The 26,847-nt window shown below is 64.2% G+C and carries 23 protein-coding genes and 1 tRNA gene; 11 read left to right on the forward strand and 13 right to left on the reverse strand.

Annotated elements, in window-relative coordinates:
- The gene (locus tag C2H86_RS08045) at positions 1-1,218 is read left to right on the forward strand and encodes a DUF3422 domain-containing protein (protein ID WP_159412144.1); all 1,218 of its coding nucleotides are present in this window, start codon (positions 1-3) and stop codon (positions 1,216-1,218) included.
- 109 nt (positions 1,219-1,327) lie between these two features.
- On the opposite strand, the gene C2H86_RS08050 is transcribed toward C2H86_RS08045, so the two are convergent.
- The 3 genes from C2H86_RS08050 to C2H86_RS08060 all read right to left on the reverse strand — a co-directional run bounded on the left by C2H86_RS08050 (position 1,328) and on the right by C2H86_RS08060 (position 5,566).
- Positions 1,328-3,730 (reverse strand): DUF3772 domain-containing protein, encoded by a 2,403-nt coding sequence (locus C2H86_RS08050; RefSeq protein WP_159412145.1) that lies wholly within the window; start codon positions 3,728-3,730, stop codon positions 1,328-1,330.
- A gap of 56 nt (positions 3,731-3,786) precedes the next feature.
- Positions 3,787-4,839, reverse strand: a complete 1,053-nt coding sequence (gene ada, locus C2H86_RS08055; RefSeq protein WP_159412146.1) for a bifunctional DNA-binding transcriptional regulator/O6-methylguanine-DNA methyltransferase Ada — start codon at positions 4,837-4,839, stop codon at positions 3,787-3,789.
- Between the two features lie 100 nt (positions 4,840-4,939).
- Positions 4,940-5,566, reverse strand: coding sequence for a DNA-3-methyladenine glycosylase family protein (locus C2H86_RS08060; RefSeq protein ID WP_159412147.1), 627 nt, complete (start codon positions 5,564-5,566; stop codon positions 4,940-4,942).
- A 173-nt stretch (positions 5,567-5,739) separates the two neighbouring features.
- Between C2H86_RS08060 and C2H86_RS08065 the strand changes: the two genes are divergently transcribed.
- The 3 genes from C2H86_RS08065 (at position 5,740) to C2H86_RS08075 (ending at position 9,765) form a co-directional block, all read left to right on the forward strand.
- The gene (locus C2H86_RS08065; RefSeq protein WP_159412148.1) at positions 5,740-6,255 is read left to right on the forward strand and encodes a sigma-70 family RNA polymerase sigma factor; all 516 of its coding nucleotides are present in this window, start codon (positions 5,740-5,742) and stop codon (positions 6,253-6,255) included.
- Entirely contained in the window at positions 6,242-7,198 is a 957-nt protein-coding gene (locus tag C2H86_RS08070) for a FecR domain-containing protein (protein WP_159412149.1), read from the forward strand. The genes C2H86_RS08065 and C2H86_RS08070 overlap by 14 nt, the downstream gene beginning before the upstream one ends.
- A gap of 95 nt (positions 7,199-7,293) precedes the next feature.
- The gene (locus C2H86_RS08075) at positions 7,294-9,765 is read left to right on the forward strand and encodes a TonB-dependent siderophore receptor (protein ID WP_159412150.1); all 2,472 of its coding nucleotides are present in this window, start codon (positions 7,294-7,296) and stop codon (positions 9,763-9,765) included.
- A gap of 76 nt (positions 9,766-9,841) precedes the next feature.
- Here C2H86_RS08075 and C2H86_RS08080 read toward each other — a convergent pair whose 3' ends face one another.
- From C2H86_RS08080 to C2H86_RS08085, 3 genes are all read right to left on the reverse strand, one after another.
- Positions 9,842-11,002 carry an MFS transporter gene (locus C2H86_RS08080; protein ID WP_159412151.1) on the reverse strand — a complete coding sequence of 387 codons (1,161 nt, stop codon included), beginning with the start codon at positions 11,000-11,002 and terminating at the stop codon, positions 9,842-9,844.
- 88 nt (positions 11,003-11,090) lie between these two features.
- Positions 11,091-11,234 (reverse strand): hypothetical protein, encoded by a 144-nt coding sequence (locus tag C2H86_RS28180; RefSeq protein WP_165837390.1) that lies wholly within the window; start codon positions 11,232-11,234, stop codon positions 11,091-11,093.
- Positions 11,235-11,439: 205 nt separating this feature from the next.
- Positions 11,440-12,651, reverse strand: a complete 1,212-nt coding sequence (locus C2H86_RS08085) for an MFS transporter (RefSeq protein ID WP_159412152.1) — start codon at positions 12,649-12,651, stop codon at positions 11,440-11,442.
- Between the two features lie 181 nt (positions 12,652-12,832).
- Here C2H86_RS08085 and C2H86_RS08090 point away from each other — a divergent pair, with 181 nt between their 5' ends.
- Positions 12,833-13,765: a FecR family protein gene (locus C2H86_RS08090; protein ID WP_240349691.1), complete on the forward strand. Its 933-nt coding sequence runs from the start codon at positions 12,833-12,835 to the stop codon at positions 13,763-13,765.
- Between the two features lie 95 nt (positions 13,766-13,860).
- Positions 13,861-13,937: transfer RNA gene (locus C2H86_RS08095), tRNA-Met, on the forward strand.
- A 65-nt stretch (positions 13,938-14,002) separates the two neighbouring features.
- Here the strand turns inward: C2H86_RS08095 and C2H86_RS08100 are convergent.
- Positions 14,003-14,614 (reverse strand): LysE family translocator, encoded by a 612-nt coding sequence (locus C2H86_RS08100; protein ID WP_159412153.1) that lies wholly within the window; start codon positions 14,612-14,614, stop codon positions 14,003-14,005.
- A 129-nt stretch (positions 14,615-14,743) separates the two neighbouring features.
- Here C2H86_RS08100 and C2H86_RS08105 point away from each other — a divergent pair, with 129 nt between their 5' ends.
- Entirely contained in the window at positions 14,744-15,658 is a 915-nt protein-coding gene (locus tag C2H86_RS08105; protein ID WP_159412154.1) for a LysR substrate-binding domain-containing protein, read from the forward strand.
- On the opposite strand, the gene C2H86_RS08110 is transcribed toward C2H86_RS08105, so the two are convergent.
- Positions 15,598-16,182 (reverse strand): D-Ala-D-Ala carboxypeptidase family metallohydrolase, encoded by a 585-nt coding sequence (locus tag C2H86_RS08110; protein ID WP_159412155.1) that lies wholly within the window; start codon positions 16,180-16,182, stop codon positions 15,598-15,600. The two genes, C2H86_RS08105 and C2H86_RS08110, sit on opposite strands and share 61 nt — an antisense overlap.
- Positions 16,183-16,249: 67 nt before the next feature.
- Between C2H86_RS08110 and C2H86_RS08115 the strand changes: the two genes are divergently transcribed.
- Entirely contained in the window at positions 16,250-17,407 is a 1,158-nt protein-coding gene (locus tag C2H86_RS08115) for a hypothetical protein (protein WP_159412156.1), read from the forward strand.
- Positions 17,408-17,527: 120 nt separating this feature from the next.
- Here C2H86_RS08115 and rimI read toward each other — a convergent pair whose 3' ends face one another.
- Together rimI and C2H86_RS08125 are read right to left on the reverse strand one after the other, a co-directional pair.
- Positions 17,528-17,983, reverse strand: coding sequence for a ribosomal protein S18-alanine N-acetyltransferase (gene rimI / locus C2H86_RS08120; protein ID WP_060512520.1), 456 nt, complete (start codon positions 17,981-17,983; stop codon positions 17,528-17,530).
- A complete protein-coding gene (locus C2H86_RS08125; protein WP_159412157.1) occupies positions 17,980-18,768 on the reverse strand; it encodes an energy transducer TonB in 789 nt (262 codons plus the stop codon). Before C2H86_RS08125 ends, rimI begins: the two co-directional genes overlap by 4 nt.
- 220 nt (positions 18,769-18,988) lie before the next feature.
- Here C2H86_RS08125 and mksB point away from each other — a divergent pair, with 220 nt between their 5' ends.
- The 3 genes from mksB to mksF are packed head-to-tail and all read left to right on the forward strand — an operon-like array spanning position 18,989 to position 23,791.
- Complete coding sequence (gene mksB / locus C2H86_RS08130; protein WP_159412158.1) at positions 18,989-20,266, forward strand: Mks condensin complex protein MksB; 1,278 nt, start codon at positions 18,989-18,991, stop codon at positions 20,264-20,266.
- Positions 20,256-20,963, forward strand: coding sequence for an Mks condensin complex protein MksE (gene mksE / locus C2H86_RS08135; RefSeq protein ID WP_159412159.1), 708 nt, complete (start codon positions 20,256-20,258; stop codon positions 20,961-20,963). Before mksB ends, mksE begins: the two co-directional genes overlap by 11 nt.
- Positions 20,960-23,791 carry an Mks condensin complex protein MksF gene (gene mksF, locus C2H86_RS08140; protein WP_159412160.1) on the forward strand — a complete coding sequence of 944 codons (2,832 nt, stop codon included), beginning with the start codon at positions 20,960-20,962 and terminating at the stop codon, positions 23,789-23,791. The genes mksE and mksF overlap by 4 nt, the downstream gene beginning before the upstream one ends.
- 146 nt (positions 23,792-23,937) lie before the next feature.
- Here the strand turns inward: mksF and C2H86_RS08145 are convergent, their stop codons facing one another.
- From C2H86_RS08145 to cgtA, 3 genes are all read right to left on the reverse strand, one after another.
- On the reverse strand, positions 23,938-24,399 hold the full coding sequence (locus tag C2H86_RS08145) for a CreA family protein (RefSeq protein WP_159412161.1): 462 nt from the start codon (positions 24,397-24,399) through the stop codon (positions 23,938-23,940).
- A complete protein-coding gene (gene proB / locus C2H86_RS08150; protein ID WP_159412162.1) occupies positions 24,396-25,514 on the reverse strand; it encodes a glutamate 5-kinase in 1,119 nt (372 codons plus the stop codon). The genes C2H86_RS08145 and proB overlap by 4 nt, the downstream gene beginning before the upstream one ends.
- Positions 25,515-25,599: 85 nt before the next feature.
- Positions 25,600-26,829, reverse strand: a complete 1,230-nt coding sequence (gene cgtA, locus C2H86_RS08155) for an Obg family GTPase CgtA (protein ID WP_110639766.1) — start codon at positions 26,827-26,829, stop codon at positions 25,600-25,602.
- Between the last annotated feature and the right edge of the window lie 18 nt (positions 26,830-26,847).

Here is a 26,847-nt window from a genome sequence, read left to right on the forward strand (position 1 = left end):
ATGCACCCTCAACGCACCGCCTTGCACAACGAGCTGCACGCCCGCCCGTCGCTGTACTTCGATGGCCCGGCGCATGTCTTCCACCTGGCCGTCCTGGGCGGCGATGCGGCTTGCGCCGCACTGCTGCAGCGCTGCTGCCCGGAAGCGATCGACACCGAGGCCGCCCAGGGCATCACCCGTCTGGATGGCCACCCGTTCAAGTGGGAGCGTCACACCGAATTCTTCACCCTGACCCTGGTGGTGCCTTGCTCTGCCGCCGACACCGAATGGCAGGCGCTACCGCCAGTGTTGGCCGAGGCCATCGCGCCGCAGGCGGCGCAGGTGATCAATGCCGTGCAGGTGCTGGTACGCGACGAGCAGGACCTCGACCTGCCCCACTACGGGTTCAAGGACCCATGCGGCTCCTGCGTCGGCGGTGGCGATGCGGTGGTGTGGAGCGACTTTCGCCTGACCGAGGACGGCACCAACCGCTTCCTGTTCATCAACCGTCGCCTCAACGCCTACCGCCAGGGCCGGATGATCCGGCGCCTGCTGGAGATCGAGACCTACCGCATGATGGCCTCGCTGACCCTGACCACGGCCAAGGCCCTGAGCCAGGAGCTGGATGCTTTCGACAAGACCCTGGTGCAACTGTCGGAGCGCAGCGCCGGCGGTGATGGCCACGATTCCAAGGCCCTGCTCGAAGCCATCGCCCACCTGTCGCGGCAGGTGGTCAGCCGCACGGTGAAGACCCGCCATCGCTTCGGTGCCACCCAGGCCTATGCGCAGCTGGTGTTCGAACGCCTGGGCGAGTTGCGCGAGAGCCATGTCGGTGATTGCCAGCGCCTGGGGGTGTTCATCGAGCGTCGCTTCAAGCCAACGGTGCGTTACTGCGCGGCGACCGAACAGCGCCTGGAGCAACTGGCGAAGAACGTCGCCAACCTGGGCGACCTGCTGCAGGCGCGGGTCCAGGTGGAGATGGAAGAGCAGAATGCCGGGATCCTGCGCAGCCTCAATGCCCGCGCCGATGCTCAGGTGAAGATCCAGCGGGCGGTGGAGGGGCTGTCGATCATCGCCATCACCTACTACCTGCTGAACTTGTTCAAGCTGCTGTATGGCGGGCTGAATGTGCTGGGGCTTGGGCTGACGGCGCGGGATGCGCTGCTGGGGATGGCGCCGCCGGTGCTGCTGGTGCTGTTGGTGATCCTGCTGCGGATAAAGCAGGCCAAGCAGCATTGAAACCGGGGCTGCTATGCAGCCCATTCGCGGGGCAAGCCCGCTCCCACAGGATCTCATTAGCCTTCTGGCAATTGAAATCTTGTGGGAGCGGGCTTGCCCGCGAAGGCCCTTACGCCGGTTCGTCGGCCGGGCGCGAGCCTTCCTGCACCAGCACCATGCTCTGCGGCGACGACAGGGCAATGCCTTCATCGCGCAAGCGGCCAAGAATGGTGAACAGCAAGTCGCTTCGGGTACCCGACACCTGCCGCGGCCCCGCCACGTAACCACTGACACCAATGACCATACCTGCTGAAGTCAGGTCCTTGAAGGTCACCGAGCAGGCCGGTGCATCAAGAATCGCTTCATGCTCGTGATAGGCCGCCAGCAGCAGCTCGCGCACGTGGTTGGCATCGGTCTCCAGCGGCAAGGTCAGGGTGATGCCCACCACGCCCAAGGCATTCCCCATGGTGACGTTGCGTACGTTCTGCGAGATGAACTGCGAGTTGGGCACGATCACCGTGGAGCGGTCGGACATCTGGATTTCGGTGGCGCGCACGTTGATCCGGCGGATGTCCCCTTCGACCCCCGCCAGGCTCACCCAGTCGCCCACCTTGACCGGGCGCTCGGTGAGCAGGATCAGGCCGGAGATGAAGTTCTGCACGATCTGCTGCAAGCCGAAACCGATACCGACCGACAGCGCACTGACCACCCAGGTCAGGCTGGTCAGGTTGATGCGCAGGGTCGACATCACCAGCATGGCCAGGAACAGGAAGCCGAGGTAACCGACCAGGGTCACGAGCGAGGCGCGCATGCCCGCGTCCATGTCGGTTTCCGGCAGCAGGCGCTCGCTCAGCCAGCGCTTGACCACACGAATGCCGAACATTCCGCCGAACAACATAGCCACGGCCAGCAGGATGTCCTGCGGCACGATGTTCAGATTGCCCAGCAGCTTGCCGCCAGTGCCATCCCAGTCACCCAGGCTCAGCAGCAGCTCGCCGGGGCTGGTACCGGAGGGCATCAGCGCCAGCATCACCGCCAGGAACAGCAGCACCGTGCGGCTGATGCCGACCAGGATGGTGCTGGCCTGGGCCTGGTGCCGTGGCGCCAGCCCCAGGGTCGAGGCCAGCGCCAGGCCGCCCGGCTGGCGCGGCGAAAGCAGGGTTTCGCAGAGGTCTGCAAGGAACGTGGTAAGCAGGTAGGCACACACCGCCACCACACTGATCCACAGCAGCTTGGCGGTGAGGAAGTAGGCCAGGGTCAGGTAACCAGCCAGCAGCGCCAGAATGATCAGCCCGACCCACACTACGATCACGAACGGAATGAGCCCGGCCAACCCGGTCGGGCGATCCAGTTTGTGCTTGCGTAGTGTGCGGCGGTATCGCACCAGCGCCATTGCGAAGATCGCCGCCACCACTAGCGCCGTCAGGCCGTTGGTGGCCACGGTCAGCGCCAGGCTGGTGCCAATCACGCTGTTGATGCGCTCCATGGTCAGCATGACCATTAACGCCAGGGCCAACAGTTTGGGGAACCAGCCCAGTGCATTGGCCACATCGTCGTGAATCGGCGGCAGGCGCCAGGATGGGCGTTGCAGCATCAGCATGGCGCGGCCGAGGCCGGTGATGAACGCGCTGAATACCACCAGGGTGAGGAAGTGATTGGTCAGGCTGGCGATGTCCGAGCCCAGCTCGGCGCTGCTTTCCAGGCCCCAGCGCAGCAGCGACACCGAGCCGGAGATGGTACCCAGAGTGGCCAGACTCACGCCCAGAGCCAGGGCACTTCGTCGCAGGCGGCCTTCCGGCAGGCGATGCACCATGATGCTGGCCAGCAGGCGCTCGATCAGCCGCCGCACCCAGATCCACACCAGGAACGCGGCCACCACACTGCCGATGAAGAACCAGCGATGCTCGGCGCTGAATGCACTGCTCAGGGCATCGCTGGCCTCGCCACGCAGGTCGCGCAGGCGCGCCACGTCGTCCTCGGTCGGGCGAATCAGGCTTGACCAGAACGCCGGGCTCAGCGGCGTAGCGGCACGGCTGAGGATCTGCGAGTTGAACTGGCTGCGGCGCAGGTTGACGATTTGCGTCGACAGGTCACGCGCCGATTGAGTCAATTTGGCGGCCTGATCCTGCTGCGTGACCAAAGCCTTTTTTTCAGCATCGAGCTGCTTGCGCTGAAGGGTCAGGCTTTCGGCTTCGTCCGGCTGAACCGGGCCGAGCACGTTGAGCTTGTCGTTGATCTTCTCTACGTCGGCGGTACGCAAGGTCGTCAGGGCATCGGCCTGGCGCTGCACCTGCACAGCGGCCATGCGCAACTGCGAGAGCAAGTCGTCGTTGGCATTGCTGGTCACGCCCTGGCGGATCTGGTCGAGCCGATCGCTCAATTGCTCGTAGCTGGCATTTTCTTCGAGCACCGGCATTTCCGCTGCGGCCAGGCTGGACACCGGCGTCGCCGGGGCCGACCAGGCCGGCGCGGCCAGGGCCAGCATCAGGGTCATTACCCCCACATAGAATCGGGCAAGGCTGACACGCCTCATCGAATGTTCCTCTTTACACATCGATTTGGCGGTGGATTCTACGCGGCTTGAGGCGATCAGGAGAGTGCCGTTTCTCGCGCCAATAACTGCCGCTTGCGCTCTACGCCCCAACGATAGCCGCTGATATCGCCATCACGGCGTACCACCCGGTGACAAGGGATGGCCACGGCAATGTGGTTGGCGGCGCAGGCCATGGCCACGGCACGTACTGCCTTGGGTGCACCAATGCGCTCGGCGATGTCGGTATAGCTGACCCGGCTGCCCACCGGTACCTCGCGCAAGGCCTGCCAGACACGCTCCTGGAAGGCAGTACCCTGGACATCCAGCGGCAGGTCAAGGCCCAGTGCCGGCGCCTCGATAAAGCCGACAACTTCGGCGACCAGCCGCTCATAGGCGGCATCGCCGCCGATCAGGTGGGCTTTGGGGAACTGATCCTGTAATTGTTCGAGCAACACCTCAGGATCATCGCCCAGCAAAATCGCGCAGATCCCCTTGTCACTCTGGGCCACCAGAATCGCCCCCAGGAAACATTGGCCAATGGCGAAGTGGATGCTCGCCCCGGCGCCGCCTGACCGAAACTCACGGGGGCGCATCCCCAGCCGCTGGTCGGCGCTTTCGTAGAAGCGGCTGTTGGAGTTGTAGCCGGCGTCGTAGATGGCATCGGTCACCGAGCTGTGCCCGTCGCCCAGCCGCTCGCGCAGGCGTCGGGCACGGAAGGCGCTGGCGTAGGCCTTGGGGGTGAGCCCGATTTCGGCCTTGAACAGGCGGTGCAGATGGAAGGGGCTGACGGCCAGTTGCGCGCCGAGCTGATCGAGGCTGGGCGGGGTGTCGCTGCTTTCAAGCAGACGGCAGGCGCGGGCGACCAGATCTGAGCGACGGTTGGCGTCTGCTTTGGCCATGCAGCGGCGGCAGGCACGATAGCCGGCAGCTTCGGCGCTGGTGGCGTCGTTGAAAAACTCTACGTTTGCGCGCTTGGCCATGCGCGATTTGCAGCCGGGGTGACAGTACACGCCGGTGGTGCGCACGGCGTAGACGAAGTGGCCGGCGGCAGAAGTGTCACGGGACTCGACGGCTTGCCAGCGTTGGGTATCAGTGGTGAAGGCATTCATAGCGGTCTACCTCAACTATTTGTTTCGCCTGTTCCGACCCTTTCGGGGTGCGACGATCCGACTTGACCCGCGAAAGGGCCGGCAATGCCCATGCAGAAAATCAGGCCCGCCACAGGTACCAGGCAGCCACCGTACGGTAGGGGCTCCAGCCACCACCGAGCGAGCGCATCTGCGCGGGTGTCGGTGCCTTGTCCAGCCCCTTGAGCCGGCGATACCCCTCGCGTACACCAAAATCGTCCACGGGCAGGATATCCGAGCGCTCCAGGCTGTAGATCAACAGCATTTCCACTGTCCAACGGCCCACACCACGCAAGGGCACGAGGCGCTCTATCAAGGCATCATCGGCAAGTGCCAAAGCCTCCTCCCGGCTCGGTACCACGCCCTCCAGGCTGGCCTGGGCGATACCCTGAATGGTCGCCAGCTTGCTCGCCGAAAAGCCGCACCCGCGCATCACGTCGGGGCTGACCGCCAACAGCTGCTCCGGCGCCGGAAACACCTGCCCGGGGAACAGCGCCAGCAAGCGCCCGAGGATCGCCTCGGCCGCCCGCGCATGCAACTGCTGATAGGCAATCGCCCGCACCAGTGCTTCATAAGGTTCACGCCCTGGCGTTGCCTGATGCAGGCAGGGCCCAGTCACCTCGATATGCCGCGCCCAGTCCGGGTCCAGCGCAGCCAGGTATTCAGTGGCTTCACGGTAGGCGTCAGGCGAGAGGTCGGCGAGGATCATCCGTAGCTCCTGTGGGTTCAAGGCAGGTCCAGCTTAGCCCAGCCTCCCATCGGGCAAACCCCGAATCTTGCTGGCCAATTCTTGGTATGCCATTGCTCCGTGCCAGCATCCCCGCATAGAATTGAGAACTATTCACAGTCACGCGCACTCCACGGGGCCAGGCTTTCGATACTATGCAGATCAACGACACGCTCAAACCGACCGAGGTCGCCCTGCTCTATCAGTCCCATCACGCCTGGTTGCGTGGCTGGCTGCGCAGCCGGGTTGGCTGCCAGGAGCACGCTGCCGACCTGGCGCAAGATACCTTCGTCCGCCTGCTGCGCGCACGCCAGGTGTCGCCGCTGAAAGAACCGCGTGCCTACCTCAGCAGCATCGCCCGCGGGCTGATGATCGACCAGTTCCGTCGCCGGACGCTGGAGCGCGCCTATCAGGAAAGCCTGGCGCTGCTGCCCGAGGGCGAGGTGCCCAGCGAAGAACACCGACTGGTCATACTCGATACCCTCGAACGTCTCGATCGTGCCCTGCACCAGCTCAAGCCGCGCACCCGTCAGGCCTTCCTGCTGGCCCAGCTCGACGACCTGAGCATCCCGCAAATTGCGCTGCGCCTTGAAGTGTCACGGGCCACCGTCGAGCGCGACCTGGCCAAGGCCCTGGGCGCCTGCTACCGGTTGCGCTATGCCGAGCTCTGAACGCGCACCCGCACAAGCCCAGGTCGACCAGGCCATCGAGTGGCTGGTCAAACTGCGCTTCGATACCCCGAGCCCGGCTACCGAGCAGCGATTCCAGCAATGGTTGGCCAGCCACCCGCAGAATGCCCTGGCCTGGCAGCGGGTCAGTGGCCTCAGCAACGAGCTGGCCGGGCTGCCCAACACACTGAGCCGGCGTACCCTGGAGGGCAGCCAGCGCCAGCGCATCAGCCGTCGTGGCCACCTCAAGCTGCTGGCCGTGCTGGCCGTCGGCGGCAGCCTCGGCTGGGCCGCCCGCGAACCCCTCGGCCTGCCGGCGCTGATGGCTGACAACAGCACGGCAACCGGCGAACGCCGCCGCGTGCAGGGTAGTGATGGCAGCCACATCCAACTCAATACCGCCAGTGCCATCGACCTGCACTACAGCGCCGATCAACGTGAACTGACCCTGGTGCGTGGCGAGTTCAGCCTGGATAGCAACGCCAGCGACAATCGACCGTTCCGCATCAATACCCGCCTTGGCCCGCTGGCCACCCGCGACGGCCAGTTGCTGCTGCGCGAGAACGACCAAGGCCTGTTGCTGGCCGTGCGCCGCGGCGAGGTGACGCTATTCCCCTACTCCGGCTCGCCACGCCAGGTGCATGCCGGCGAAGTGCTGCAAGTGTCGGCGAACGGCGCCTACTCACCGGCCAACCTGCACGCCGACCCGTGGGGCTGGACCGATGGCGTTCTCAGCGTACAGCAGATGCCGCTCGGCGAGTTTGTCGCCGAACTGGCGCGCTACCGCCCAGGTTTGCTGCGCTGTGCACCAGAAGTGGCCGAACTGAAAGTCTCAGGCACCTACCAGCTGGGCGACAGCGAACGAATCCTGCAGCTGCTTACGCGCAGCCTGCCGGTGCGTGTCGATTACCGCACGCGTTACTGGGCCAGCATCGGCGCGGCCTGAAGTTTTACAAAAAAGAATGAGGTGAAATCTCATTCTCGTCCGGCCTGAAGGAACAAAGCCCGAAAAGTGGTCTACGAAACCTTCAGGAGCGGTCGATGATTCACCCGAGTTCCCCCCGCAACGAGCAGCTGCGCCAGGCTGTGCGCGCTGCCATGTTCGGCCTTGGCCTTGGCGCTGGCTTGGCACTTCCGCTGGCGGCACTGGCGGCGCCGGCCAGCCAGCAGCAGATCGACTGGAACATTCCAGCCGGCCCTTTGGCCCCCGCGCTGGACCAGCTGGCTCGTCAAGGCGGGCTGAATCTGTCGTTCGATGCCACCAGCCTGCAAGGCAAGACCACCCGTGGCGTGCAGGGCCGCCATGATGGCGCCGGGGCGTTGTCGATCTTGCTGCAAGGCAGCGGTGTGCAGGTGCAGCAGGAAGGTGATAGCAGCTTCCTGCTGATCCCGGCCATGGATGCGGGGGGCGCGCTGGAGCTGGGGGCCACCAGCATTTCTTCTGACCGCTTGGGCGAAACCACCGAGAACAGCGGTTCTTACGCTACTGGTGCAGTGACTATCGGCAAGACCGCGCAAAGCCTTCGCCACACCCCGCAGTCGGTCACTGTGGTCACCCGTCAGCGCATCGACGACCAGAACATCACCAACCTCACCAACCTGCTGGAGCAGACGCCCGGCGTGGTGGTGAACCTGACCGACAGCGAGCGGGTGCAGTACTACTCGCGCGGCTATGCGATCGATGCCATTCAGTATGACGGTGCCACCGTAGTGCAAAGCAGCGGTGGCGGTTCGTTCATCCAGAGCGATTCGGCAATCATCGACCGCGCCGAGATCCTGCGCGGCGCCACCGGCATGATCCGCGGTGCCGGCAACCCGTCGGGCACGGTCAACCTGGTGCGCAAGCGCCCAACCTATGAGTACCAGGGCGAAGGCAGCGTAACCCTGGGCTCGTGGGACGCCCAGCGCTACGTGGCGGACATTTCCGGCCCGCTGACGGAAACCGGCAACGTGCGTGGCCGGGTGATTGCCGTACACGATGACAAGGACCACTTCCAGGAATCGCGCCAGGAACGCAAGGAAGTACTCTACGGCGTGCTGGCCTTCGACCTGAACGACAGCACCACCCTGACCACTGGTCTTGAGTGGACCAAGCTCGACGCCACAGGCGCCTGGGGCAACTTGCCTGCCGACTACGACGGCTCGCCCCTGCCATTCGGCCGTAGCACCTACCTGGGTGCTGACTGGAACCGCTGGAACCGCAGCAACCTGCAGACGTTCGCCGAACTGGAGCATCACTTCGACAACGACTGGAAGCTCAAGCTGATGGCCCAGCGCACGCACTTCGAGCTGGCCGACGACGGCTTCAAGCAGACGTATTTTACCCGCGCCAGCGGTGCCGCCAACCCGACCAACAACCCGTACCTGATGAACTACCAGGTCACCGAAGGCGATGGCGGTGAGAGCCTGCAGAACAACCTCAGCGCCACGCTGAACGGGCCATTCGATCTGCTCGGCCGCACCCATGAGCTGATGCTGGGCGTGGAGCGCATTCGCAACGACTCCTACGCATCAGCCACAAATAATGTGCAGTCCGGCGTGTTCGACATCCGTGAGTGGGACCCGAAGACCAGTTTGGCCAACCCGCATATCGACATCACCGCCCACCCGGTGCGTACCCGCACCACCCAGGAAGGCGCCTATGCCACCTGGCGCATTTCGCTGGCTGACCCACTCACCGCGATCATCGGCGCGCGCTCGAACTGGTATGACTACGAGCAGGAAAACAACACGCGCAGCAATGGCAAGTTCAGCGTCGACAACAAGATCGTGCCGTACGCCGCGCTGATCTACGACCTCAACGACAACTTCAGCACATACGCCAGCTATACCGAAATCTTCAATCCGCAAACCGCCACCGATGTCAGCGGCTCGGTGCTCGAGCCGACCACGGGTGAAGCCTACGAAACCGGGATCAAAGGCGAGTTCTACGAAGGTAGGCTGAACACCTCGCTGGCGTTCTTCCGCATCTACCAGGTGGGCAACCCGCTGGACGACATCAGCGGCCCCAACCCGTGCCTGCCCAACTACACCTCGGGTTACTGCAAGGTGGCGGCGGGCAAGAACCGCAGCCAGGGCTTCGAGCTGGAGATTTCTGGTGAAGTGCTGCCGGGCTGGAACGTCAGCGGTGGCTACACCTACAACACTACCGAGTACCTCAAGGACACCACCAGCAACACCGGCAATGCCATCCGCACTACCGACCCCAAGCGCATGCTGCGCCTGTTCAGCTCCTATCGCCTGCCGGGTGAACTGGAGGCCTGGACCATCGGCGGCGGGGTGCAAGCGCAGAGCGACATCTACAACCGCAGCGGCACGGCGGTGGCTTCACAGTCGGGCTATGCGGTGTACAACGCCATGGTCAACTACCGCTTCAACGACAACTACTCGTTGCAGTTGAATGCCAACAATATCTTCGACCGCAAGTACTACCGCCAGGTGGCGCCAACGCCGACCGGCTACTACTGGGGCGACCCACGCAACGTGTCGGTGACCCTGCGCGGGACCTTCTGATCTCCTGCACCGGCCTCGCTCCTACCTGTAGGAGCGGGCTTGCCCCGCGAAGAGGCCCGTACAGGCAGCCCACATCTCAGTCGGCAACCGCCCGCAATTTCCCGACCCGGCGGTACGATTGCCGGGCAAAGCACACGAACAGCCCCGCCATCAGCGCCAGCGCCATCGGCAAGCCATGTGGCGCAACATCCATCGCCGCCCCGCTCACCAGCGGCCCGATCAGGCTGCCCACACCCCACAGCAGGCCCACGCTGGCATTCGCCGTGACCAGGTCCTGCCCCTTGAAGCGTTGCCCGATCAGCACCAGCGCCAGGGTGTAGATGCCGCCCGCCACCGCGCCCAGCAGCACCAGCATCGGCCACAGCAGCCAGGTTACCTGCAGCAGCCATGGCAGGGCGATGCCGATGGCCATCGCCACCAGCCCGCACACCAGGTGCAGCCCGGTGCGCTCGACGCGGTCGGCCAGCCAGCCCAGCGGCAGCTGGAACACCATGTCGCCGGCAAACACCACGGTCACCATCAGCGCCGCCACGGCCACCGCAAAACCATGACTGCTGGCATACACCGGCAGCAGCGACAGCACCACGGCATCGAAGAACGAGAAGAACAGCACCGCCACGCACAGCGCCGGTGCCACACGGAAGAAGCCCGCCAGGCCGAAGCTTTTCTCGCCTTCTTCGCCGTGCTCAACATGGTCGTTAGGCACGGTCAGGAGGATGCACAGCAGGGCCAGGCCATAACCGATGGTGACCACGCCGATGATCCACGGGCTGTCGGCGCCAATCAGCGCGATCAGCGCCGGGCCAAGCACCTGGAAGCCGGTGAAGCTGGTGGCGTACAGGGCCATGATCTTGCCGCGGTTGTGGTCCGGGCACAGCTCGTTGACCCAGGACTCACCGAGGATGATCGCGATGCCCATGCCGATGCCCAGGCCCAGGCGCAACACGGCCAGCAGCCACAGCGTATCGAACGCCGAATCGAGCAAGGCGATGCTCACGGTGCACAGGCTGAAGCACAGCAGGTAGATGGTGCGCCGGGTCAGGTGCCGGCAGCAGGCGTCGACCATGAACGCCGAGAGCATCATGCCCGCGGCCGGGATGGCCGAGATGACACCAATTTCCAGGGTGCCGGCACCGGCCTCGTGCAAGCGCAACGACACCAGCGGCAGGCTGGCCCCCAGGCTGAAGCCCACCACCGACACGGCGAACAGAAGGCCCGCCAGCAAACGCATGTTCATGTACCACTCCAGGCAAAACTGAAAAGACGCGCAGATACAGGCGCCCACGCGCACGCCGAAAAGGCGGACGACGCAAAGGCGCGGGGTGTCAGTTCAGGGCTTGGTGTGGCGAGAAGGTGAAGGCGAACAGCACGCTGCGGCGACGCTTGAGCACCGTATCGCTCGGCCACGCACGACGCATGGCCTGAAGGGCAGGCTGGCGGGCGTGTGGGAGGGATTGGGTACGGCGCATTGCTATGGCTACTACGCAGGTGTCGAAAAGAGAGGCGGCACTCTAGGCCAAGGTTGACCTTATCGTCAATTGCCGTTGGGGCCTCTGCGAGGCCCATTCGCGGGACAAGCCCGCGCCTACAGGAAACCGCGCAACCCAACGATGTGCAATACCTGTATGAGCGGGCTTGTCCCGCGAAAGGGATGCAAAGCAGCCCCTAGCGGTATCAGCGCTTACCGGTATTTGGCAGAAACACCGCCAACAAGCCGAACAACGGCAGGAACGAGCACAGTCCATATACGTACTCGATCCCGCGCAAATCAGCCAGGTACCCCAGCAGCGCCGCACCAATACCGCCAAAGCCGAACATCAGCCCGAAGAACACCCCGGCAATCATGCCCACGCTGCCCGGCACCAGCTCCTGGGCATACACCACGATCGCGGAAAACGCCGAGGCCAGGATGAAACCGATCACCACACTGAGCACCGTGGTCCAGAACAAGTCGGCATACGGCAACGCCAGGGTGAACGGCGCCACGCCAAGGATCGAGAACCAGATCACCGCCTTGCGACCGATGCGGTCACCGATCGGCCCACCGAAGAAGGTACCGGCCGCCACCGCGCCGAGGAACAGGAACAGGTGCAGCTGCGAACTGGCCACCGACAGGTCGAACTTCTCGATCAGGTAGAAGGTGAAGTAACTGGTGAAGCTGGCCATGTAGAAGTACTTGGAAAACACCAGCAGCCCGAGCACCACCAGCGCCGCGATCACCCGCCCGCGCGAGATGCAGTGGGTGGCCTGCACCGCCTTGCGCGCCTTGGCCTGGTTCAGGTGCTCCTTGTACCAGCGGCGCAGCATCAGGGTCACGGCAAAGAAGAACAGCGCCGCTACACCGAACCAGGCCACATGGGTCTGGCCGAAAGGAATCACGATGGCCGCTGCCAGTAATGGGCCGAAGGCAGAACCTGTGTTGCCGCCAACCTGGAAGGTCGACTGCGCCAGGCCGAAACGGCCACCCGATGCCAGCCGGGCGATCCGCGAGGTCTCCGGGTGGAAGGTCGACGAACCAATGCCGACCAGTGCCGAGGCCAGCAGAATCATCGGGAAGCTGCCGACGAAGGCCAGCATGACGATCCCCACCAAGGTACACAGGGTGCCCAGCGGTAACAGGTTGGGCGTCGGCCTGCGGTCGGTGAAGAAACCGACCCACGGTTGCAGCAGCGAGGCAGTGATCTGGAAGGTCAAGGTGATCATGCCGATCTGGGCGAAGCTCAGGTCATAGTTGGCCTTGAGCATCGGATAGATCGCCGGTAGCACCGACTGGATAAGGTCGTTGATCAGGTGCGCGAGGGCGCAGAAGCCGATAATGCGCATCACCAGCGGGTTGGCTTGGTTCGCCGACCCGGTGCTGGCGGTGGAGGTGCTGCTGATGGCCATGGGCTTGAATTCCGTCCGCAGGTTCGGGATCCGATTATCAGGAAACAAATAGATACATAGCTACCTTTTTTATTTGCCGGGCATCACTTACTTGTAAATGGTTCTCAATATATTTAGCATCCTCAGCCTAACTTCCCCGTAATCGTTGGGCGCAACAGCCCTCACGCGAGCACACCGACCCATGAGCCCGATGCCCGCCACGCAGATTCAGGCCGATCCTCAGCAGGAAGCGCTGGAGTGGTTTTCGCGCCTACGCCAGCCCGGCTGCGATGAAGGCGAACGCCAGGCATTCGGCCGTTGGTGCCAGGAGCCGCGTAATGCGCACGCCTATGCCGAACTGGAAGCGTGCTGGCAGCAACTTCAGGTGCCCCCCGCCCGGCCACGGCCGCGTTTGCTCGAGGTCCGCCGTAGCTACCTGGGCAAGGTATTGGCCGTGCTGTTCCTGCTGTTGCTCGGCGCTGTTGCCTATCTTTACTGGCCACTGATGCAACGCCTGGCCAGCGAACTGGCTACTGATGTGGGTGAGCGGCGCAGCGTGCGCCTGGCCGACGGTTCGACGTTGCACCTGGACAGCGCCAGCGCGATGAACGTCGACCTGCGCGGGCGCACGCGCCAATTGCACCTGGTGCAAGGCCAGGTGTACCTGGAGGTGGTGCTCGATGGCCGCGCCATGGAGGTTCAGGTCGACGATACCCGTATCCAGGTGTACGGCACCCGCCTGATGGTGGCGCGCCATGCCGATCAAGATGAACTGGTGGTGTTCAATGGCAAAGCCATGGTCATTCAGGGCGGCGACCAGCGCATGGTGTCGGCGGGTGAGCGAGTGACCTTCAGCAAGGCACGGATCAACCCGGTGCAGAACGTCGACGTGAAGACGGCGGATGCCTGGCGCACCGGCCACCTCCTCGCCAGCGACATGCCCCTGGGACAGGTCATCGAACGCTTGGCCAGCTATCAGGGCCACCGGGTCTGGCTGATGGATGAGCAGACTGCCTATCGACGGGTGAGTGGCGACTTCAACCTCGACCGCCCGGGCGAAACCCTGGCGGCACTGGCTGCCGAGCAGCATTTGCAGCTGTACGGCGTGCTCGACCAGTGGCTGATCGTCCGCTGAAACCGGGGTCGGTCGCTAAGTTTTTGAAAGGCGTGCAATTTTTTTTGAAATGAGTGTTGACACAGGTCCATCACAAGGGAATAATGCGCCCCATCGGCTACATAGCTCAGTTGGTTAGAGCATAGCATTCATAATGCTGGGGTCCGGGGTTCAAGTCCCTGTGTAGCCACCAAACAAGTCAAAGGGCTTACCGCAAGGTAGGCCCTTTTTCTTTGCCTGCAGAAAAGTCCCACCCTATCAACGCACCCCGGCGACCGCCACGGCCAGACCCAGACCGATCAGCGCAACCCCGATCACTCGGTCGACCAGCCGCTGCCTTGCGATCATCAGTGCACGCAACCCCGCACGAGAAAAGAACAACGCTACCAGGCTGAACCAGGCCCAGTGAGCGAACGACATGAATGCCCCGTAGGCGAAATCCATTCCCAATGAACTGCTTGGCCGCACCACCTGGGTGTAGGCACTTACGACGAAGAGCATGGTCTTGGGGTTGAGGGCGTTGGTCATGAAGCCTGTGCGCAACGCAGCCAGCACGCCGGATTGCGCCACCTCCCCTTCCAGGCTGATACGACCGGTATTGGTCAACGACTGATAGCCCAGGTAGATCAGATAGCCCGCACCGAGCACTTTCATGGCCAGAAAAAGCGCCGGGCTCTGGCTGATGACCACGGCGATCCCCAGCACCGTGTACAGCACATGCACCTGCACGCCCAGGGCGATCCCCACTGCGGCGGCCAGCCCGGCCTTGCGGCCCTGCGCGTAACTGCTGCGAGTGACCAGGGCGAAGTCGGCGCCGGGGCTGATGACGGCCAGGACAGTGAACAGGGCGACAGCGATGAGTTCGGTCAAGGGAAGGCCTCGATAGACGATGAAAAAGCACAGATGCATCTATTATCGCGGGCATGGCTATGCGTAAAAATCGATTTATAGTTGAGCAAATCTGATAGTTTTTTTCACAGATAGGCAAACAGGGAAACCATGAAACTGCCAGCCCTCAGTGCCTTCCGCTACTTCGACGCCGCCGCCGAAACGGAAAGCTTCGTCCGCGCAGCCGAGCGCCTGCATGTGACCCACGGCGCCGTCAGCCGCCAGGTGCGGCTGCTTGAGGAAAGCCTGGGCGTCGAACTGTTCGAACGGCGCAACCGGGCGATCTTCCTCACCGCCGCCGGCCGGGCATTGCATGGCACCACCCAAGCGATCTTCGAACAGCTCGAAGGCGCCGTGCAGCGCCTGCAACAGCAGGAACGCGACAACGTGCTGGTGCTGTCCTGCGAGCCGACCATCGCCATGCGCTGGCTGATCCCGCGCCTGCCGCGCTTCCATGCCGCGCACCCGGACCTGCAACTGCATCTGGTGGCTGCCGGCGGGCCGGTGGACTTTGCCCGGAGCGGGGTCGACCTGGCGCTTCGCCGGGATGACTTCCATTGGCCACCGACGCTGCACAGCATGAAAATCTGCGATGAGTGGATTGGCCCGGTCAGCCGCACAAACAGCGACAACCTGGACGGCCAACGCCTGCTGCACAGTAGCACCCGCCCCAACGCCTGGCCCACCTGGCTGCGCCTTGGCGAGCGGCAGGCAACCCATAGCGAGCGCAGCGAGTTCGAACACTTCTACCTGTCGCTACAGGCCGCCAGCGCCGGCCTGGGCCTGGCCATCGCCTCGGCATTGATGGTGCGTGACGAACTCGACAACAGCCAGCTGCACGCCCCGTTCGGCTTCCTGCGCGATGGCTCTGCCTATTACCTGCTCAGCCCGCAGCCACTGAGCGATGGTGGCAAGCGCCAACGTTTCGCCGACTGGGTGATGAGTGAATGCCAGGCCTGCCTCACTCACCTGGGTTTGCTGCATGACGACGAGCTTGAACCGCCATCACCACCCCAGGTGCGATAACCCGCGGTATCGATGTGGATGCGCCCGCTCGGATAGCGCCCCAGGCCCATGTTCCAGGCCTGGCCATGCTGCTGCCAGAAGCGGCACAGTGGATTGGGGTCGGCCCAGGCCGGCAGCAGGATATCGACCGCGAAGGCGCGGGTATGGGCACTACCCACGGCGCCGCCCGCGCAGCGATTGAGATCGGGGCTGCGATAGGCCGACACCACTTCAAACTGGCGCAAGATGCCTTGCCCGTCGAGGGCATTGAGCAACGACAACGTGGAGCGCACTGCCGGCCAGTTGCTGGCCGGCGGTACCGCGAACGGCGAGGCATGGCACAACTTCCAGTCCGACGCCGAACGCAGCAGCTGATGGATAGGCACAACTCCATATAGACGCGCATCCACCAGCATCTCGCGAAACGGCCGGGTCTGATGGTCACCCGCCCACTGCGCGAACATCCACACGTCGCGCTCGTCCGCCAGTGCCATTGTGCTCGACAGCACACCTGCAGCCAGCAGCAGCCCGCTTGCTCTTCTCATCCCCACGCTCCCTGCCTCAGTATGAGCACGGCCGCCAACCCGGGAGGCCACTGACAAGGAGTTAAGCATGCACAAGACTGCCTTACCGAGCCTCGCCGCCCTCGCCTTCAGCGGCCTGGCCCTGGCCGATGCACACATCGACCTGGGTGACGCCCAGCGCGTCACCCGCCTGTTCGCCTTCCCCAACAATTGCCACGTGATCTGCTACCGCGACTGGACGCTGGAGCAGACCGTGGAGCACTACCTGACCCAAAGCGTACGCCGCGACGGCCATGCCAACGCCCAGGTGCATGTCAGCCGCGAACACGACCGGCTGCATGCCACCATCAGCGACGTGCCCGCCAACTATGTCGAGCCCCTGCGCAAACTGCTTGACAGTGGCGAGCTGGCCTACAACGGTGCCACCCAGCTGAACAAGGACGGCAAGTGGTCCTACGACTGGTACCTGTTCCTGCCGCTGGGCATGGCCTTGCAGAACCGCCGCAGCATCGAGCTGCTGCACTTCCCGCCGGACTATTCGCTGACCCAGGCCCAGGACTACCTGCGCTCCAACACCACTGACCGCTGGGCCGAACTGTTGACCTTCAACGGCGTCGACGCCAGCCAGACCCCGGTCTACCAGACCATCATCGACATCGCCCCGATCGCCGCCCCGGCTAGTGCAGGCGATGCCCTGACTGGCACCTATGGCTACTTCAAGGACTACCAGCTGCGCATGGTCAAGGAGATGACCCTGCAGAACACCGCCAAGCCACTGCCCATGCTCGCCTTCGGTGCACCGGTGCGCAGCTGGATCCAGCAACAGTACGGGCCACAGGTGAATGTGCTGGGCCTGGTCAGCATCAGGCCGCAAGCGGGCGCCCAGGTGCCGGTGCTGGGCGCTAACCATCCGAGTGCGATCTGGTATGCGGCAGACAAGGACAGCCATGGCGGCGATCAGGATGCGGCCGATGCGGCGGGGCTGAAGATGATGGGGCAGGACTTGACGGCGGCCTGCTGGCAGGCCGGCATGGGGCGTAACCCGCGGGCCGAACCGAAGATGACCCTGGAGGCCTGCTCGACCAAGTGGCAGGTGGCACAGAAGAAGCAGACCTGTGAGCTGTTCTTCCGCACCGTGCGCAAGTACACGCCGGAACAGGCGGCGGCGAAGTGCAATACCGGGGAGATGACCAGGAGCCTGCGGGACCTGAAGAAGCCGGTCGAGGTCGTGCCGCGGGAGCTGTGATCGACTTGCTGGCCCTTTCGCGGGACAAGCCCGCTCCTACAGGTTCAACACTGCCCTTCAAATCTGAGGCGATCCTTGTAGGAGCGGGCTTGCCCCGCGAAGAGGCCGGTACAGACTTACTCAGTCCTCAAGCAGCGTACACGCCATCACCAACGCATCTTCACGCCCACCGGCAACCGGGTAGTAATCGCGGCGTCGGCCGATTTCATTGAAGCCATAACGCTCATACAAGCGATAGGCCGACTGGTTGCTGGCCCGCACTTCAAGGAAGCACTCACGGCCATTAAGCTGGTAGGCCCGCGCCATCAGGTGCTCAAGCAGCTTCAGCCCCAGTCCACAGCCCTGGTTCTCGGGTTTGACGGTGATGTTGAGCAGGTGCGCCTCATCGATGATCACGTTGATCACCCCATGCCCCACTTGCTGCTGGCCATCGAACATCAGCCACACTTCATAGGATTTGAGCGCATCCTGGAAAATCCCGCGGGTCCAGGGATGACTGAACGCGGCATATTCGATCTTAAGCACGGCATCCAGATCCGCCTCGGTCATCGGGCGGAAACTGATCGAGTCACTCATTCAACGCTCTTCCAGCGCGCCATCAGCTGGCGCATCGCTTGCCAGACGTCCGCCTTGCGCTGCGGCTCGTCCATCAACAGTTCAAGGCCCGGCAAGGCCCAGGCATCGCCCAGGCCTTCGACCTTCAGTACTTGGTAATAGGCTGCATCATCGGCACTGGCCGCGAAACGCATGGCCGGCAAGCCGATCAGCCACAGCACGCTGCAGGGGGTTTCTTCCAGGCGCGCCTGGATGAAGCCCTGGACGAAGTCGCGTGCAGCATCCGGGCCCTGGTCCATGTTGCCGCGCACCAGCAGCGGCCAGCGCACGGGTTCGCCGATGATCTGCGGCGCATCGGGCAGGCCGGCGGCACGCAGCATGTCCTTGAGCAGCAGATAGGAGGGGTCGCGACTCTGGAAAGGCTGACCGGTAGCCAGCTCGACCAGCAGCAGGCAGCTGCCGGCGCGCAGCAACTGCAACGAGAAACGCGGTGGCGGCACCGGGGCCGGGCGCGGTGCGGGGGCCTCTTCCTCGGCTTCGACTGGCTTGGCAGCGACCTTGGGCGTGCTGCCGGGACGCGGAATCTCGATTTTCGGGCGCTCGCCGGAGCGCGCCGGGGGCGCGGCCGGGGCCTCGCTGGCCGCCGGCGCGGATGGCCGAACCTCGAAATCGACTTGCTCTACCGGCGCTTGCGGCAACAGCAGCTCAGGGCGCGAAGGTGCGGCGAACGGCAGTTCGGCGCGCGGCAGCCAATGCACCACTTGCATGGCGGAAAGGTAGGCGCGGCGGCGAGGTTCGGTCAGCAAGGCTCGGGGGTCCGGGGTTCGAAACGTCGCACATTCTAACGTTGTTGGCCGGGCTGTGCTGCAACTGGTCGGCGGAAATTTGCTGCCTGTGCCCTGCAAACGAGCCAGTGAATCCCCTACAAGCGCAAAGGTTATCTCTCATTACAGACCAAGGGGTGAAATCCTCCCCCCCGGATGAAGTACAATCGCCCCCTTTTTACTTGGCAACGAGTAGACGCCAATGATCGAACCAAAGCGCGTCCTGCGCGCCCTAGCTGAGCACTGGGCTCTGATCGAGCCACTGTGTGAGCGTTTTGACCAAGGCACCCTGAGCCTGGTCGAACTGCGCCAGCACGTAGGGCGCCAGCAGGTCGAAAGCACGCCGCAGGACATCACCCAGCTGCTCGATGTATGGATCCGCCTGGACATCCTGGTGCCCGTGGCGAAAAGCCCGAACCGTTTCGAGCTCAACGCCCAGATTCACGACTTCCTCGCCTATCTGCGCCGGGAGCACCGGCTGGGTCTGTGCCTGGAGATCGAGGCCTACCTGCGCCATCTGGAGCGCCTGGCCGGGCACATCCAGGACGCTTTTGAAAACCGCGACAGCGACGACCTGGCGCGCCAACTGCGCCTGCTCGACATGCGCGTGCGCGACGTACTGAAGAAGCTCGACAACGACGAGCAGGCACTGGTCGCCGTGGCCGAACGGGCCAAGACCAGCAACCGCCAGATCCCGCTGCGCCAGCGGTATGCCGAAGTGCTGGCGACCTGGGACGAATACGTCGAACCGATGATCCAGCTGGTCAACGCTGACGGCGCCTTCGAACAAGGCGTGCGCAAGGTCGAGACCGTACTGCTCAAACTACTCGGAGAGCAAGCTCGCCTGGGCCACCTGGTCGATGACGACATGCTCCTGCGCACCCACGCGCGTATCCTGGAGATGCAGACCAGCGCCCAACTGACCCTGCGCCACGCCCGCGAACTGCTTCTGCCGCTGCGTGAAGAAGCGCGCCGGCACAACGCCGTCACCCGCGGTGCCGCGCTGGCGCTGTCGGTGATCCGACGCAAAGGCATCGATGCCGTGCCGCAAGCAGCCATGCCGCTGTTTACCCGCCCGCAGAGCACCTTCCTCGGCAGCGCCAGCCAGGTCGAGGCTTACGTCTACGCCCTCGCCCGCTTCGAGCCGAAACCGGCCAAATTCCCCAAGGCCCACAAGACTCAGGATGGCCCACAACCGCGCGCACCGCGCACGGTCAAGGAAATGCTCGAGCGCTGCGAGAACGCCCTGCCACTACCAGACCTGATGGTCTGGCTGCTGGAGCAGGAGCCCGAAGGCGCTACCGACGAGCTGCTCTACTGGTTCTCGCGCCTCTCGCGGGAAAAACGCTTCAAGCGCGAGCGCCTCGACCGCCGCGAGTACACCACGCAGGAACACTTGGTAAGCCTGCGCTCGTTCGCCCTGACCTCCAGCCGCGAAGCCAAGCCCGAAACCAACGCGAGCCCAGCCAATGCATCTTGATCTTTCCGAACTGTCCCAGCTCGCGCCGATCTTCCGCGAGCTGTTCAAAGGCTTCCACGTCAGCCGCCGCGACCCTGAAATGTACGCGCAGCTATCGAACTTCCAGGACCAGTACCGCACCCTGTTCAAGGCCCTGGGCTTCGAACTGGTGTGCGATACCCGAGGTTTTTACTACTTCGTCCCGGATCAAGCCGCCGCGCAGGTCAACAAGACCGCCCAGCGTCTGTCGCTGTTCACCTTCATCCTGGTCGAACATCTGGCCGACCAGGGTCGCGACCCGATGGCCGTGCTCGACGGCGGCAGCATCGGCCGTGACGAACTGCCGTCGATGCTCGACAAATACCGCGACCTGTTCCTGCAGGCCGAAGTGCAAACGGTCGAAGAGCTGGAAGAAAAGATCATGCGCCGCATGACCCAGCTCGGCTTCGCCCATGAAGAAGGCGGCATCTACCGCTTCCTGCCGCCAATGCACCGCTTCCTCGACGTGTGCCTGTCGGTGCAACAGGACCGCGACCTGGCCGCCACACTGCACAGCGACCTGCCGCTGCCAGTCCCGGTATTGGTCGTGGAAGAAACGCCCGAACAACTCAACCGCACCGACGACCCGCTCGACCTCACCCCGTTCGACGGCGAGGAAAGCGAAGAGGACGCCCTGGCCCGGGCCATCCGCGAAGAGCAACAGGAGATTGACGCATGAGCCAGGAACGCTACGGCATCCGCCGCTTCGCACTGCTCAACACCGCCGGCTACAGCCTCGGCCTGTTCCCGCTGGAGCACCCGCTGTCGGTGTACGGTGCCAACAACCTGGGTAAATCGGCGTCGATCAACGCCCTGCAGTTCCCGATCCTGGCGCGCATGTCCGACATGAGCTTCGGCAAGTACAGCCTGGAGCAGTCGCGCCGCTTCTACTTCGCCAGCGACACCTCGTACATCCTCTGCGAACTGAACCTGCCCCACGGCCCGCACGTGATCGGCGTGGTCGGCCGCGGCCCGGGCGGCGGTTTCGGCCACCAGTTCTTCGCTTACAAGGGTGAGCTGGACCTGGCCCACTACCAGAAGAACGACACCTGCCTGCGCCAGAAAGAGCTGTTCACCAACCTTGAGCGCCTGGGCCTGAAGGCCTATGAACTCAAGCCCGATGAACTGCGCCGGCTGCTGGTCGGCGGCCACACCTCGTGCCCGCTGGACCTGACCCTGATCCCGCTGCGCTCCACCAGCGAGCAGAGCCTGAAGACCTTCCGCGCCCTGTTCATCAACCTGCTGCACATGCGCGAGATCACCGCCGCCAAGCTCAAGCAGCTGTTCCTCGATGCCTTTGAGCACAGCCTGCGCTCGGGCAGCGTCGACTACATCGCCGCCTGCGAAGAAGCCTTCCGCGACGTGCGCCGCATGGAGCAGGACTACAACGCGCTGGTCGCGGCCGGCCCACTGGTCGAGGCGCTGGCCGGCGGCGTCGCCCAGCGCGACATCCTGCGCGGCAAGCTGCACCGCCTTTCGCCGCTGCTCGACAACCTGCTGGGCACCTGGCAGGAATACGCCATGGCGCGCAAGGAAGAGCTGGTGATCCAGGCCGAGCACTTCCGTGGCGAGCAGGACCGCCTGCAGAACGACCAGCGTGGCGGCACCCAGGAGCTGATGCGCCTGGAACGTGAAATCACCGGTATCCAGCGCTGGCTCGGCGAACTGTCGGTGCTCAAGCACCGCTTCGCCCTGGTCGATGACGTCAAGGTGCTGGAGCAGGGGCTGCTGGCCGCCAAGGACGCCCACGACGAACTGGCCGGCGCCCTGGCACAGTCGCGCCAGTTCAGCGCCGAAGACCTCGACGAGCGCGTGCGCGACCTGGAAAAACGCTTGAAGCAGGTCAAGCAGCAGCTCGACCACGCCGACAACAACAGCTACGCCCGCCTGCGCGAAGAGTTCTCGCAGCAGGATGTCGACCGCCTGATGCGCCTGTTCAACGGCGCGCTGTTCAGCCTGCCGCTGGGCGACCGTGGCATCGAGCTGGACGACAGCGACCTGTGGGTGAAATCCCTGGAAGCGGTGCTCGACGGCTTCAAGGGCGAGCGCTTCGAGGCCCCCGGCCTGTCCATCGACATCTCCAACATCGACCCGCCAGCCCTGCAGGCCCTGGCCGACCGCGCCGCCCTGCGCGACCAGAAGGAGCGCCTGGAGAAGGAGCTGAAGCAGCTCAAGACCCAGCAGCAGGTCGCCGCCGACCGCACCGCCTCCAAAGCGCAGACAGAAGCCCTTTACCAGGAGGTGCTGGACGCCCAGAAGGCCCTGGAAGACTTCCGCCGCAGCGAAACCCTGAGCGCCGAAGAGCCCGAGAAGATGGAGCAACTGGCGCAACTGGAAGCCGCCCAGGACGAGCTCAAGCGCTCCAGCGACGCCTTCACCGAGCGCGTCCAGCAGCTGTCGGCCAAGCTGCAGCTGGTCGGCCGCCAGATCGGCGACCTCGAAGCCAAGCAGCGTACCCTGGAAGACGCCCTGCGTCGCCGCCAGCTGCTGCCGGCCGACCTGCCCTACGGCACGCCGTTCATGGAAGCGGTCGACGACTCCATGGACAACCTGCTGCCGATGCTCAACGACTACCAGGACAGCTGGCAGGCCCTGCAACGCGTCGACAACCAGATCGAGGCGCTGTACGCCCAGGTGCGCTTGAAGGGCGTGGCCAAGTTCGACAGCGAAGACGACATGGAGCGCCGCCTGCAGCTGCTGGTAAACGCCTACGCGCACCGCACCGACGAGGCCCTGACCCTGGCCAAGGCGCGCCGCGCCGCAGTCACCGACATCGCCCGGACCCTGCGCAACATCCGCAGCGACTATGACAGCCTCGAGCACCAGCTGGCCCTGTTCAACCGCGAGATCAACAAGCGCCAGGTGTCCAACCTGGAAAGCTTCCGCGTGGTGCTGGCGCCGAACAAGGAAGCGCTCAAGCACATCGACCAGATCATCCACAGCGCCGGTCAGTACGAGGAAGGCGAGACCCTGTCGGTGTTCGACCTGACCCAGAGCGCCGATCAGGACAACAAGAACGAAGAGGCCAAGGAGTACCTGGCACGGCTGGTGGCTGCAAACCACAACCAGCTGGGCCTGAAGGACCTGTTCGAGCTGGCGTTCGAGATCACCAAGGTCAACGGCCTGCCGATCATCCACGCCGACATCGACGGCGCGGCGTCCAACGGCACCACCATGACCATCAAGGCGCTGACCAACATGTACTTGTTGCTGCACCTGATGGACCGTGACCTGGCCGGGCGCATTCGCCTGCCGTACTACCTCGACGAAGCGGCGGACATCGACGAACGCAACCAGGCGGCACTGCTGGAGACCAGCCTGCAGCTGGGCTTCGTGCCGATTCTGGCGAGCGTGAAGCCGCAGGTGTCGGCACGCGTGGCGATCGACCTGGAAGGTGGCAGTGGGCCGAATGGCATCTACATCGACGAGGCGGACTGGAAGTACATCAGCCGGCTGGATGAAGTGAAGGCGATTGTGCGGGAGGATCAGGCCGAAGAGCTGGCCTGAGGCATCTGGGGGCCGCTTTGCGGCCCATCGCCGGCAAGCGCGGCTCCCACAGGTACCGTGTAGATCTCAAAGCTTGCACAGTATCTGGGGGAGCCGCGCTTGCCGGCGAAAGGAGGCCAAAGGCCTCCCGGCGATCTACCTGGCTATCAATGAGCCCAAGGCAGGATCGGGATCGCAGTCACCGCATTCTGCGGGCTGCCTTCGATCATGCGGTCGCTATACACCAGGTACACCAGCGTATTGCGCTTCTTGTCGAGAAAGCGCACCACCTGCATGGTCTTGAACACCAGCGAGGTGCGCTCCTTGAACACCTCCTCACCGTCCTTCAAGTCACCCTTGAAGTTGATCGGCCCAACCTGACGGCAGGCAATCGAAGCCTCCGCCCGATCTTCCGCCAACCCCAAACCACCCTTCACGCCGCCAGTCTTGGCCCGCGACAGGTAGCAGGTCACCCCTTCGACCTTGGGGTCATCGAACGCCTCGACCACGATGCGATCGTTCGGCCCGAGGAACTTGAACACGGTGGACACCTGACCAATCTCTTCGGCCCCGGCCAGCATCGGCAGGGTAAAGACGGCCAGGGCAAGCGCCCGCTTGAGCAGCTTCATACCAGCACCAGGTTGTCGCGGTGCACCAGCTCCGGCTCGGCGATGTAGCCCAGCACGGCCTCGATCTGATCGGACGGCTGACCGATGATCTTCTGCGCTTCCAGCGCGCTGTAGTTGGCCAGGCCACGGGCCACCTCGACGCCATCCGGGCCGACGCAGACCACCATCTCGCCACGGCGGAAGCTGCCTTGCACGGTCTTCACGCCGACCGGCAGCAGGCTCTTGTTCGCCCCGCGCAGCGCCTGCACGGCGCCCGCGTCGAGCACCAGGGTGCCACGGGTCTGCAGGTGGCCAGCCAGCCACTGCTTGCGTGCCGCCAGCATGCCGCGCTCGGGCGACAGCAGCGTGCCCAGGCGCTCACCGGCCTTCAGGCGGTCCAGCACACGCTCGATGCGGCCACCGATGATGATCGTGTGGGCGCCGGAACGGGCTGCCAGGCGCGCAGCGCGCAGCTTGGTCTGCATGCCGCCACGGCCCAGGGCACCGCCGGTACCACCGGCCACGGCGTCCAGCGACGGGTCGTCGGCGCGGGCTTCGTAGATCAGCTGGGCTTCGGGGTTGTTGCGCGGGTCGGCATCGAACATGCCGTCGCGGTCGGTGAGGATCACCAGCAGGTCGGCTTCCACCAGGTTGGCCACCAGCGCGGCCAGGGTGTCGTTGTCGCCGAAGCGGATCTCGTCGGTGACCACGGTGTCGTTCTCGTTGATCACCGGCACCACGCCCAGGTCAACCAGGGTACGCAGGGTGCTGCGGGCATTCAGGTAACGCTTGCGGTCGGACAGGTCATCGTGGGTCAGGAGGATCTGCGCGGTGTGCTTGCCGTGCTCGCCGAAGCTCGTTTCCCAGGCCTGAACCAGGCGCATCTGGCCGATCGAGGCAGCCGCCTGCAACTCGTTCATCGCACTCGGTCGGGAAGTCCAGCCCAGCTGGCTCATGCCGGCAGCCACGGCCCCGGAGGAGACCAGTACCAACTCCACGCCTGCTTCACGCAGCGCGACCATCTGCTCGACCCATACGGCCATGGCGCCGCGGTCGAGGCCCTTGCCATCGGCGGTCAGCAGGGCACTGCCAATCTTCACGACCCAGCGCTTGGCGCCCGTCACCTTGCTTCGCATCTTCTTCCAACCTATGTCGAATCTGTAGATACCGTGGATACAAAAACGCCGCTCCTGAGAGCGGCGTTTAGTGTACTGCAACCGATCAGTCGCGCACGTAAATGATTTCCGGGCCGTCTTCGTCGTCCTCGAAATCATCATCCCAGCCATCGTCGTCGTCGCCGATGTCGTGCACGCTCTTGACGCCGGTGCGACGCAGGGTACGGGCGTCGTCCAGGGCCTGCAGCTGGGCGCGGGCTTCGTCTTCGATGCGCTGGTCGAGGTCGGCCAGCTCTTCGGCATAGGCCGGGTCGTTGGCCAGGCGGTCAGCGCGGTCTTCGAGGTAGCGCATCAGGTCGTGGCTGAGCTTGTCGGTGCCCTGCTTGGAGATGGCCGAGATCACGTAGACCGGGCCTTCCCATTCCAGGCGGTCAATCACTTCCTGCACGCGCTCATCGCGCTCGTCGTCCATGACCATGTCCGACTTGTTCAGCACCAGCCAGCGCTCGCGCTCGGCCAGCGAAGGGCTGAAACGGGTCAGCTCGTTGACGATCACTTCCGCGGCATCGGCCGGGCTGCTTTCGTCCAGCGGCGCGATGTCGACCAGGTGCAGCAGCACGCGGGTGCGCGCCAGGTGCTTGAGGAAGCGGATACCCAGGCCGGCACCGTCGGAGGCGCCTTCGATCAGGCCGGGGATGTCGGCGATGACGAAGCTCTTCCAGCGGTCGACGCTGACCACGCCCAGGTTGGGTACCAGGGTGGTGAACGGGTAGTCGGCGACTTTCGGCTTGGCGGCCGAGACCGAACGGATGAAGGTGCTCTTGCCCGCATTCGGCAGGCCCAGCAGGCCAACATCGGCCAATACTTTCATTTCCATCTTCAGGTCGCGCTGGTCACCCGGCTTGCCTGGGGTGGTCTGGCGCGGCGCACGGTTGGTGCTGGACTTGAAGCGGGTGTTACCCAGGCCGTGCCAGCCGCCCTGGGCGACCATCAGCTTCTGGCCTGGAGTGATCAGGTCACCGATCACTTCCTGGGTCGAGGCGTCGATCACGGTGGTACCGACCGGCACGCGCAGGAACAGGTCTTCACCCTTCTTGCCAGTGCAATCGGTGCTGCCGCCGTTGGAGCCGCGCTGGGCTTCGTGGTGACGGGTGTAGCGGTAGTCGACCAGGGTGTTCAGGTTTTCGTCGGCAACCATGTACACCGAACCGCCGTCACCACCGTCACCGCCGTTGGGGCCACCGTTTTCGATGAACTTCTCGCGACGGAAGCTCATGCAACCGTTGCCGCCGTCACCGGCCTTGACCCGAATCGATACTTCGTCAACAAACTTCATTAAAACCGCCTCTCGTCG

The sequence above is a fragment of the Pseudomonas putida genome (assembly GCF_009883635.2).
Lineage (GTDB): Bacteria > Pseudomonadota > Gammaproteobacteria > Pseudomonadales > Pseudomonadaceae > Aquipseudomonas > Aquipseudomonas putida_W.

What these genes read in the sequence shown, in the direction of transcription:
- C2H86_RS08045 (WP_159412144.1), top strand. Translation starts at nt 1, where the DNA reads ATGCACCCTCAACGCACCGCCTTGCACAACGAGCTGCACGCCCGCCCG.
- rimI (WP_060512520.1), bottom strand. Translation starts at nt 17,983, where the DNA reads ATGAGTGACTCGATCAGTTTCCGCCCGATGACCGAGGCGGATCTGGAT.
- C2H86_RS08070 (WP_159412149.1), top strand. Translation starts at nt 6,242, where the DNA reads ATGCCGAGCTCTGAACGCGCACCCGCACAAGCCCAGGTCGACCAGGCC.
- C2H86_RS08090 (WP_240349691.1), top strand. Translation starts at nt 12,833, where the DNA reads ATGAGCCCGATGCCCGCCACGCAGATTCAGGCCGATCCTCAGCAGGAA.
- mksE (WP_159412159.1), top strand. Translation starts at nt 20,256, where the DNA reads ATGCATCTTGATCTTTCCGAACTGTCCCAGCTCGCGCCGATCTTCCGC.
- C2H86_RS08115 (WP_159412156.1), top strand. Translation starts at nt 16,250, where the DNA reads ATGCACAAGACTGCCTTACCGAGCCTCGCCGCCCTCGCCTTCAGCGGC.
- ada (WP_159412146.1), bottom strand. Translation starts at nt 4,839, where the DNA reads ATGAATGCCTTCACCACTGATACCCAACGCTGGCAAGCCGTCGAGTCC.
- cgtA (WP_110639766.1), bottom strand. Translation starts at nt 26,829, where the DNA reads ATGAAGTTTGTTGACGAAGTATCGATTCGGGTCAAGGCCGGTGACGGC.
- C2H86_RS08075 (WP_159412150.1), top strand. Translation starts at nt 7,294, where the DNA reads ATGATTCACCCGAGTTCCCCCCGCAACGAGCAGCTGCGCCAGGCTGTG.
- C2H86_RS08110 (WP_159412155.1), bottom strand. Translation starts at nt 16,182, where the DNA reads ATGAGAAGAGCAAGCGGGCTGCTGCTGGCTGCAGGTGTGCTGTCGAGC.
- C2H86_RS08050 (WP_159412145.1), bottom strand. Translation starts at nt 3,730, where the DNA reads ATGAGGCGTGTCAGCCTTGCCCGATTCTATGTGGGGGTAATGACCCTG.
- mksB (WP_159412158.1), top strand. Translation starts at nt 18,989, where the DNA reads ATGATCGAACCAAAGCGCGTCCTGCGCGCCCTAGCTGAGCACTGGGCT.
- C2H86_RS08145 (WP_159412161.1), bottom strand. Translation starts at nt 24,399, where the DNA reads ATGAAGCTGCTCAAGCGGGCGCTTGCCCTGGCCGTCTTTACCCTGCCG.
- C2H86_RS08060 (WP_159412147.1), bottom strand. Translation starts at nt 5,566, where the DNA reads ATGATCCTCGCCGACCTCTCGCCTGACGCCTACCGTGAAGCCACTGAA.
- C2H86_RS08065 (WP_159412148.1), top strand. Translation starts at nt 5,740, where the DNA reads ATGCAGATCAACGACACGCTCAAACCGACCGAGGTCGCCCTGCTCTAT.
- proB (WP_159412162.1), bottom strand. Translation starts at nt 25,514, where the DNA reads ATGCGAAGCAAGGTGACGGGCGCCAAGCGCTGGGTCGTGAAGATTGGC.
- C2H86_RS28180 (WP_165837390.1), bottom strand. Translation starts at nt 11,234, where the DNA reads ATGCGCCGTACCCAATCCCTCCCACACGCCCGCCAGCCTGCCCTTCAG.
- C2H86_RS08105 (WP_159412154.1), top strand. Translation starts at nt 14,744, where the DNA reads ATGAAACTGCCAGCCCTCAGTGCCTTCCGCTACTTCGACGCCGCCGCC.
- mksF (WP_159412160.1), top strand. Translation starts at nt 20,960, where the DNA reads ATGAGCCAGGAACGCTACGGCATCCGCCGCTTCGCACTGCTCAACACC.
- C2H86_RS08085 (WP_159412152.1), bottom strand. Translation starts at nt 12,651, where the DNA reads ATGGCCATCAGCAGCACCTCCACCGCCAGCACCGGGTCGGCGAACCAA.
- C2H86_RS08080 (WP_159412151.1), bottom strand. Translation starts at nt 11,002, where the DNA reads ATGAACATGCGTTTGCTGGCGGGCCTTCTGTTCGCCGTGTCGGTGGTG.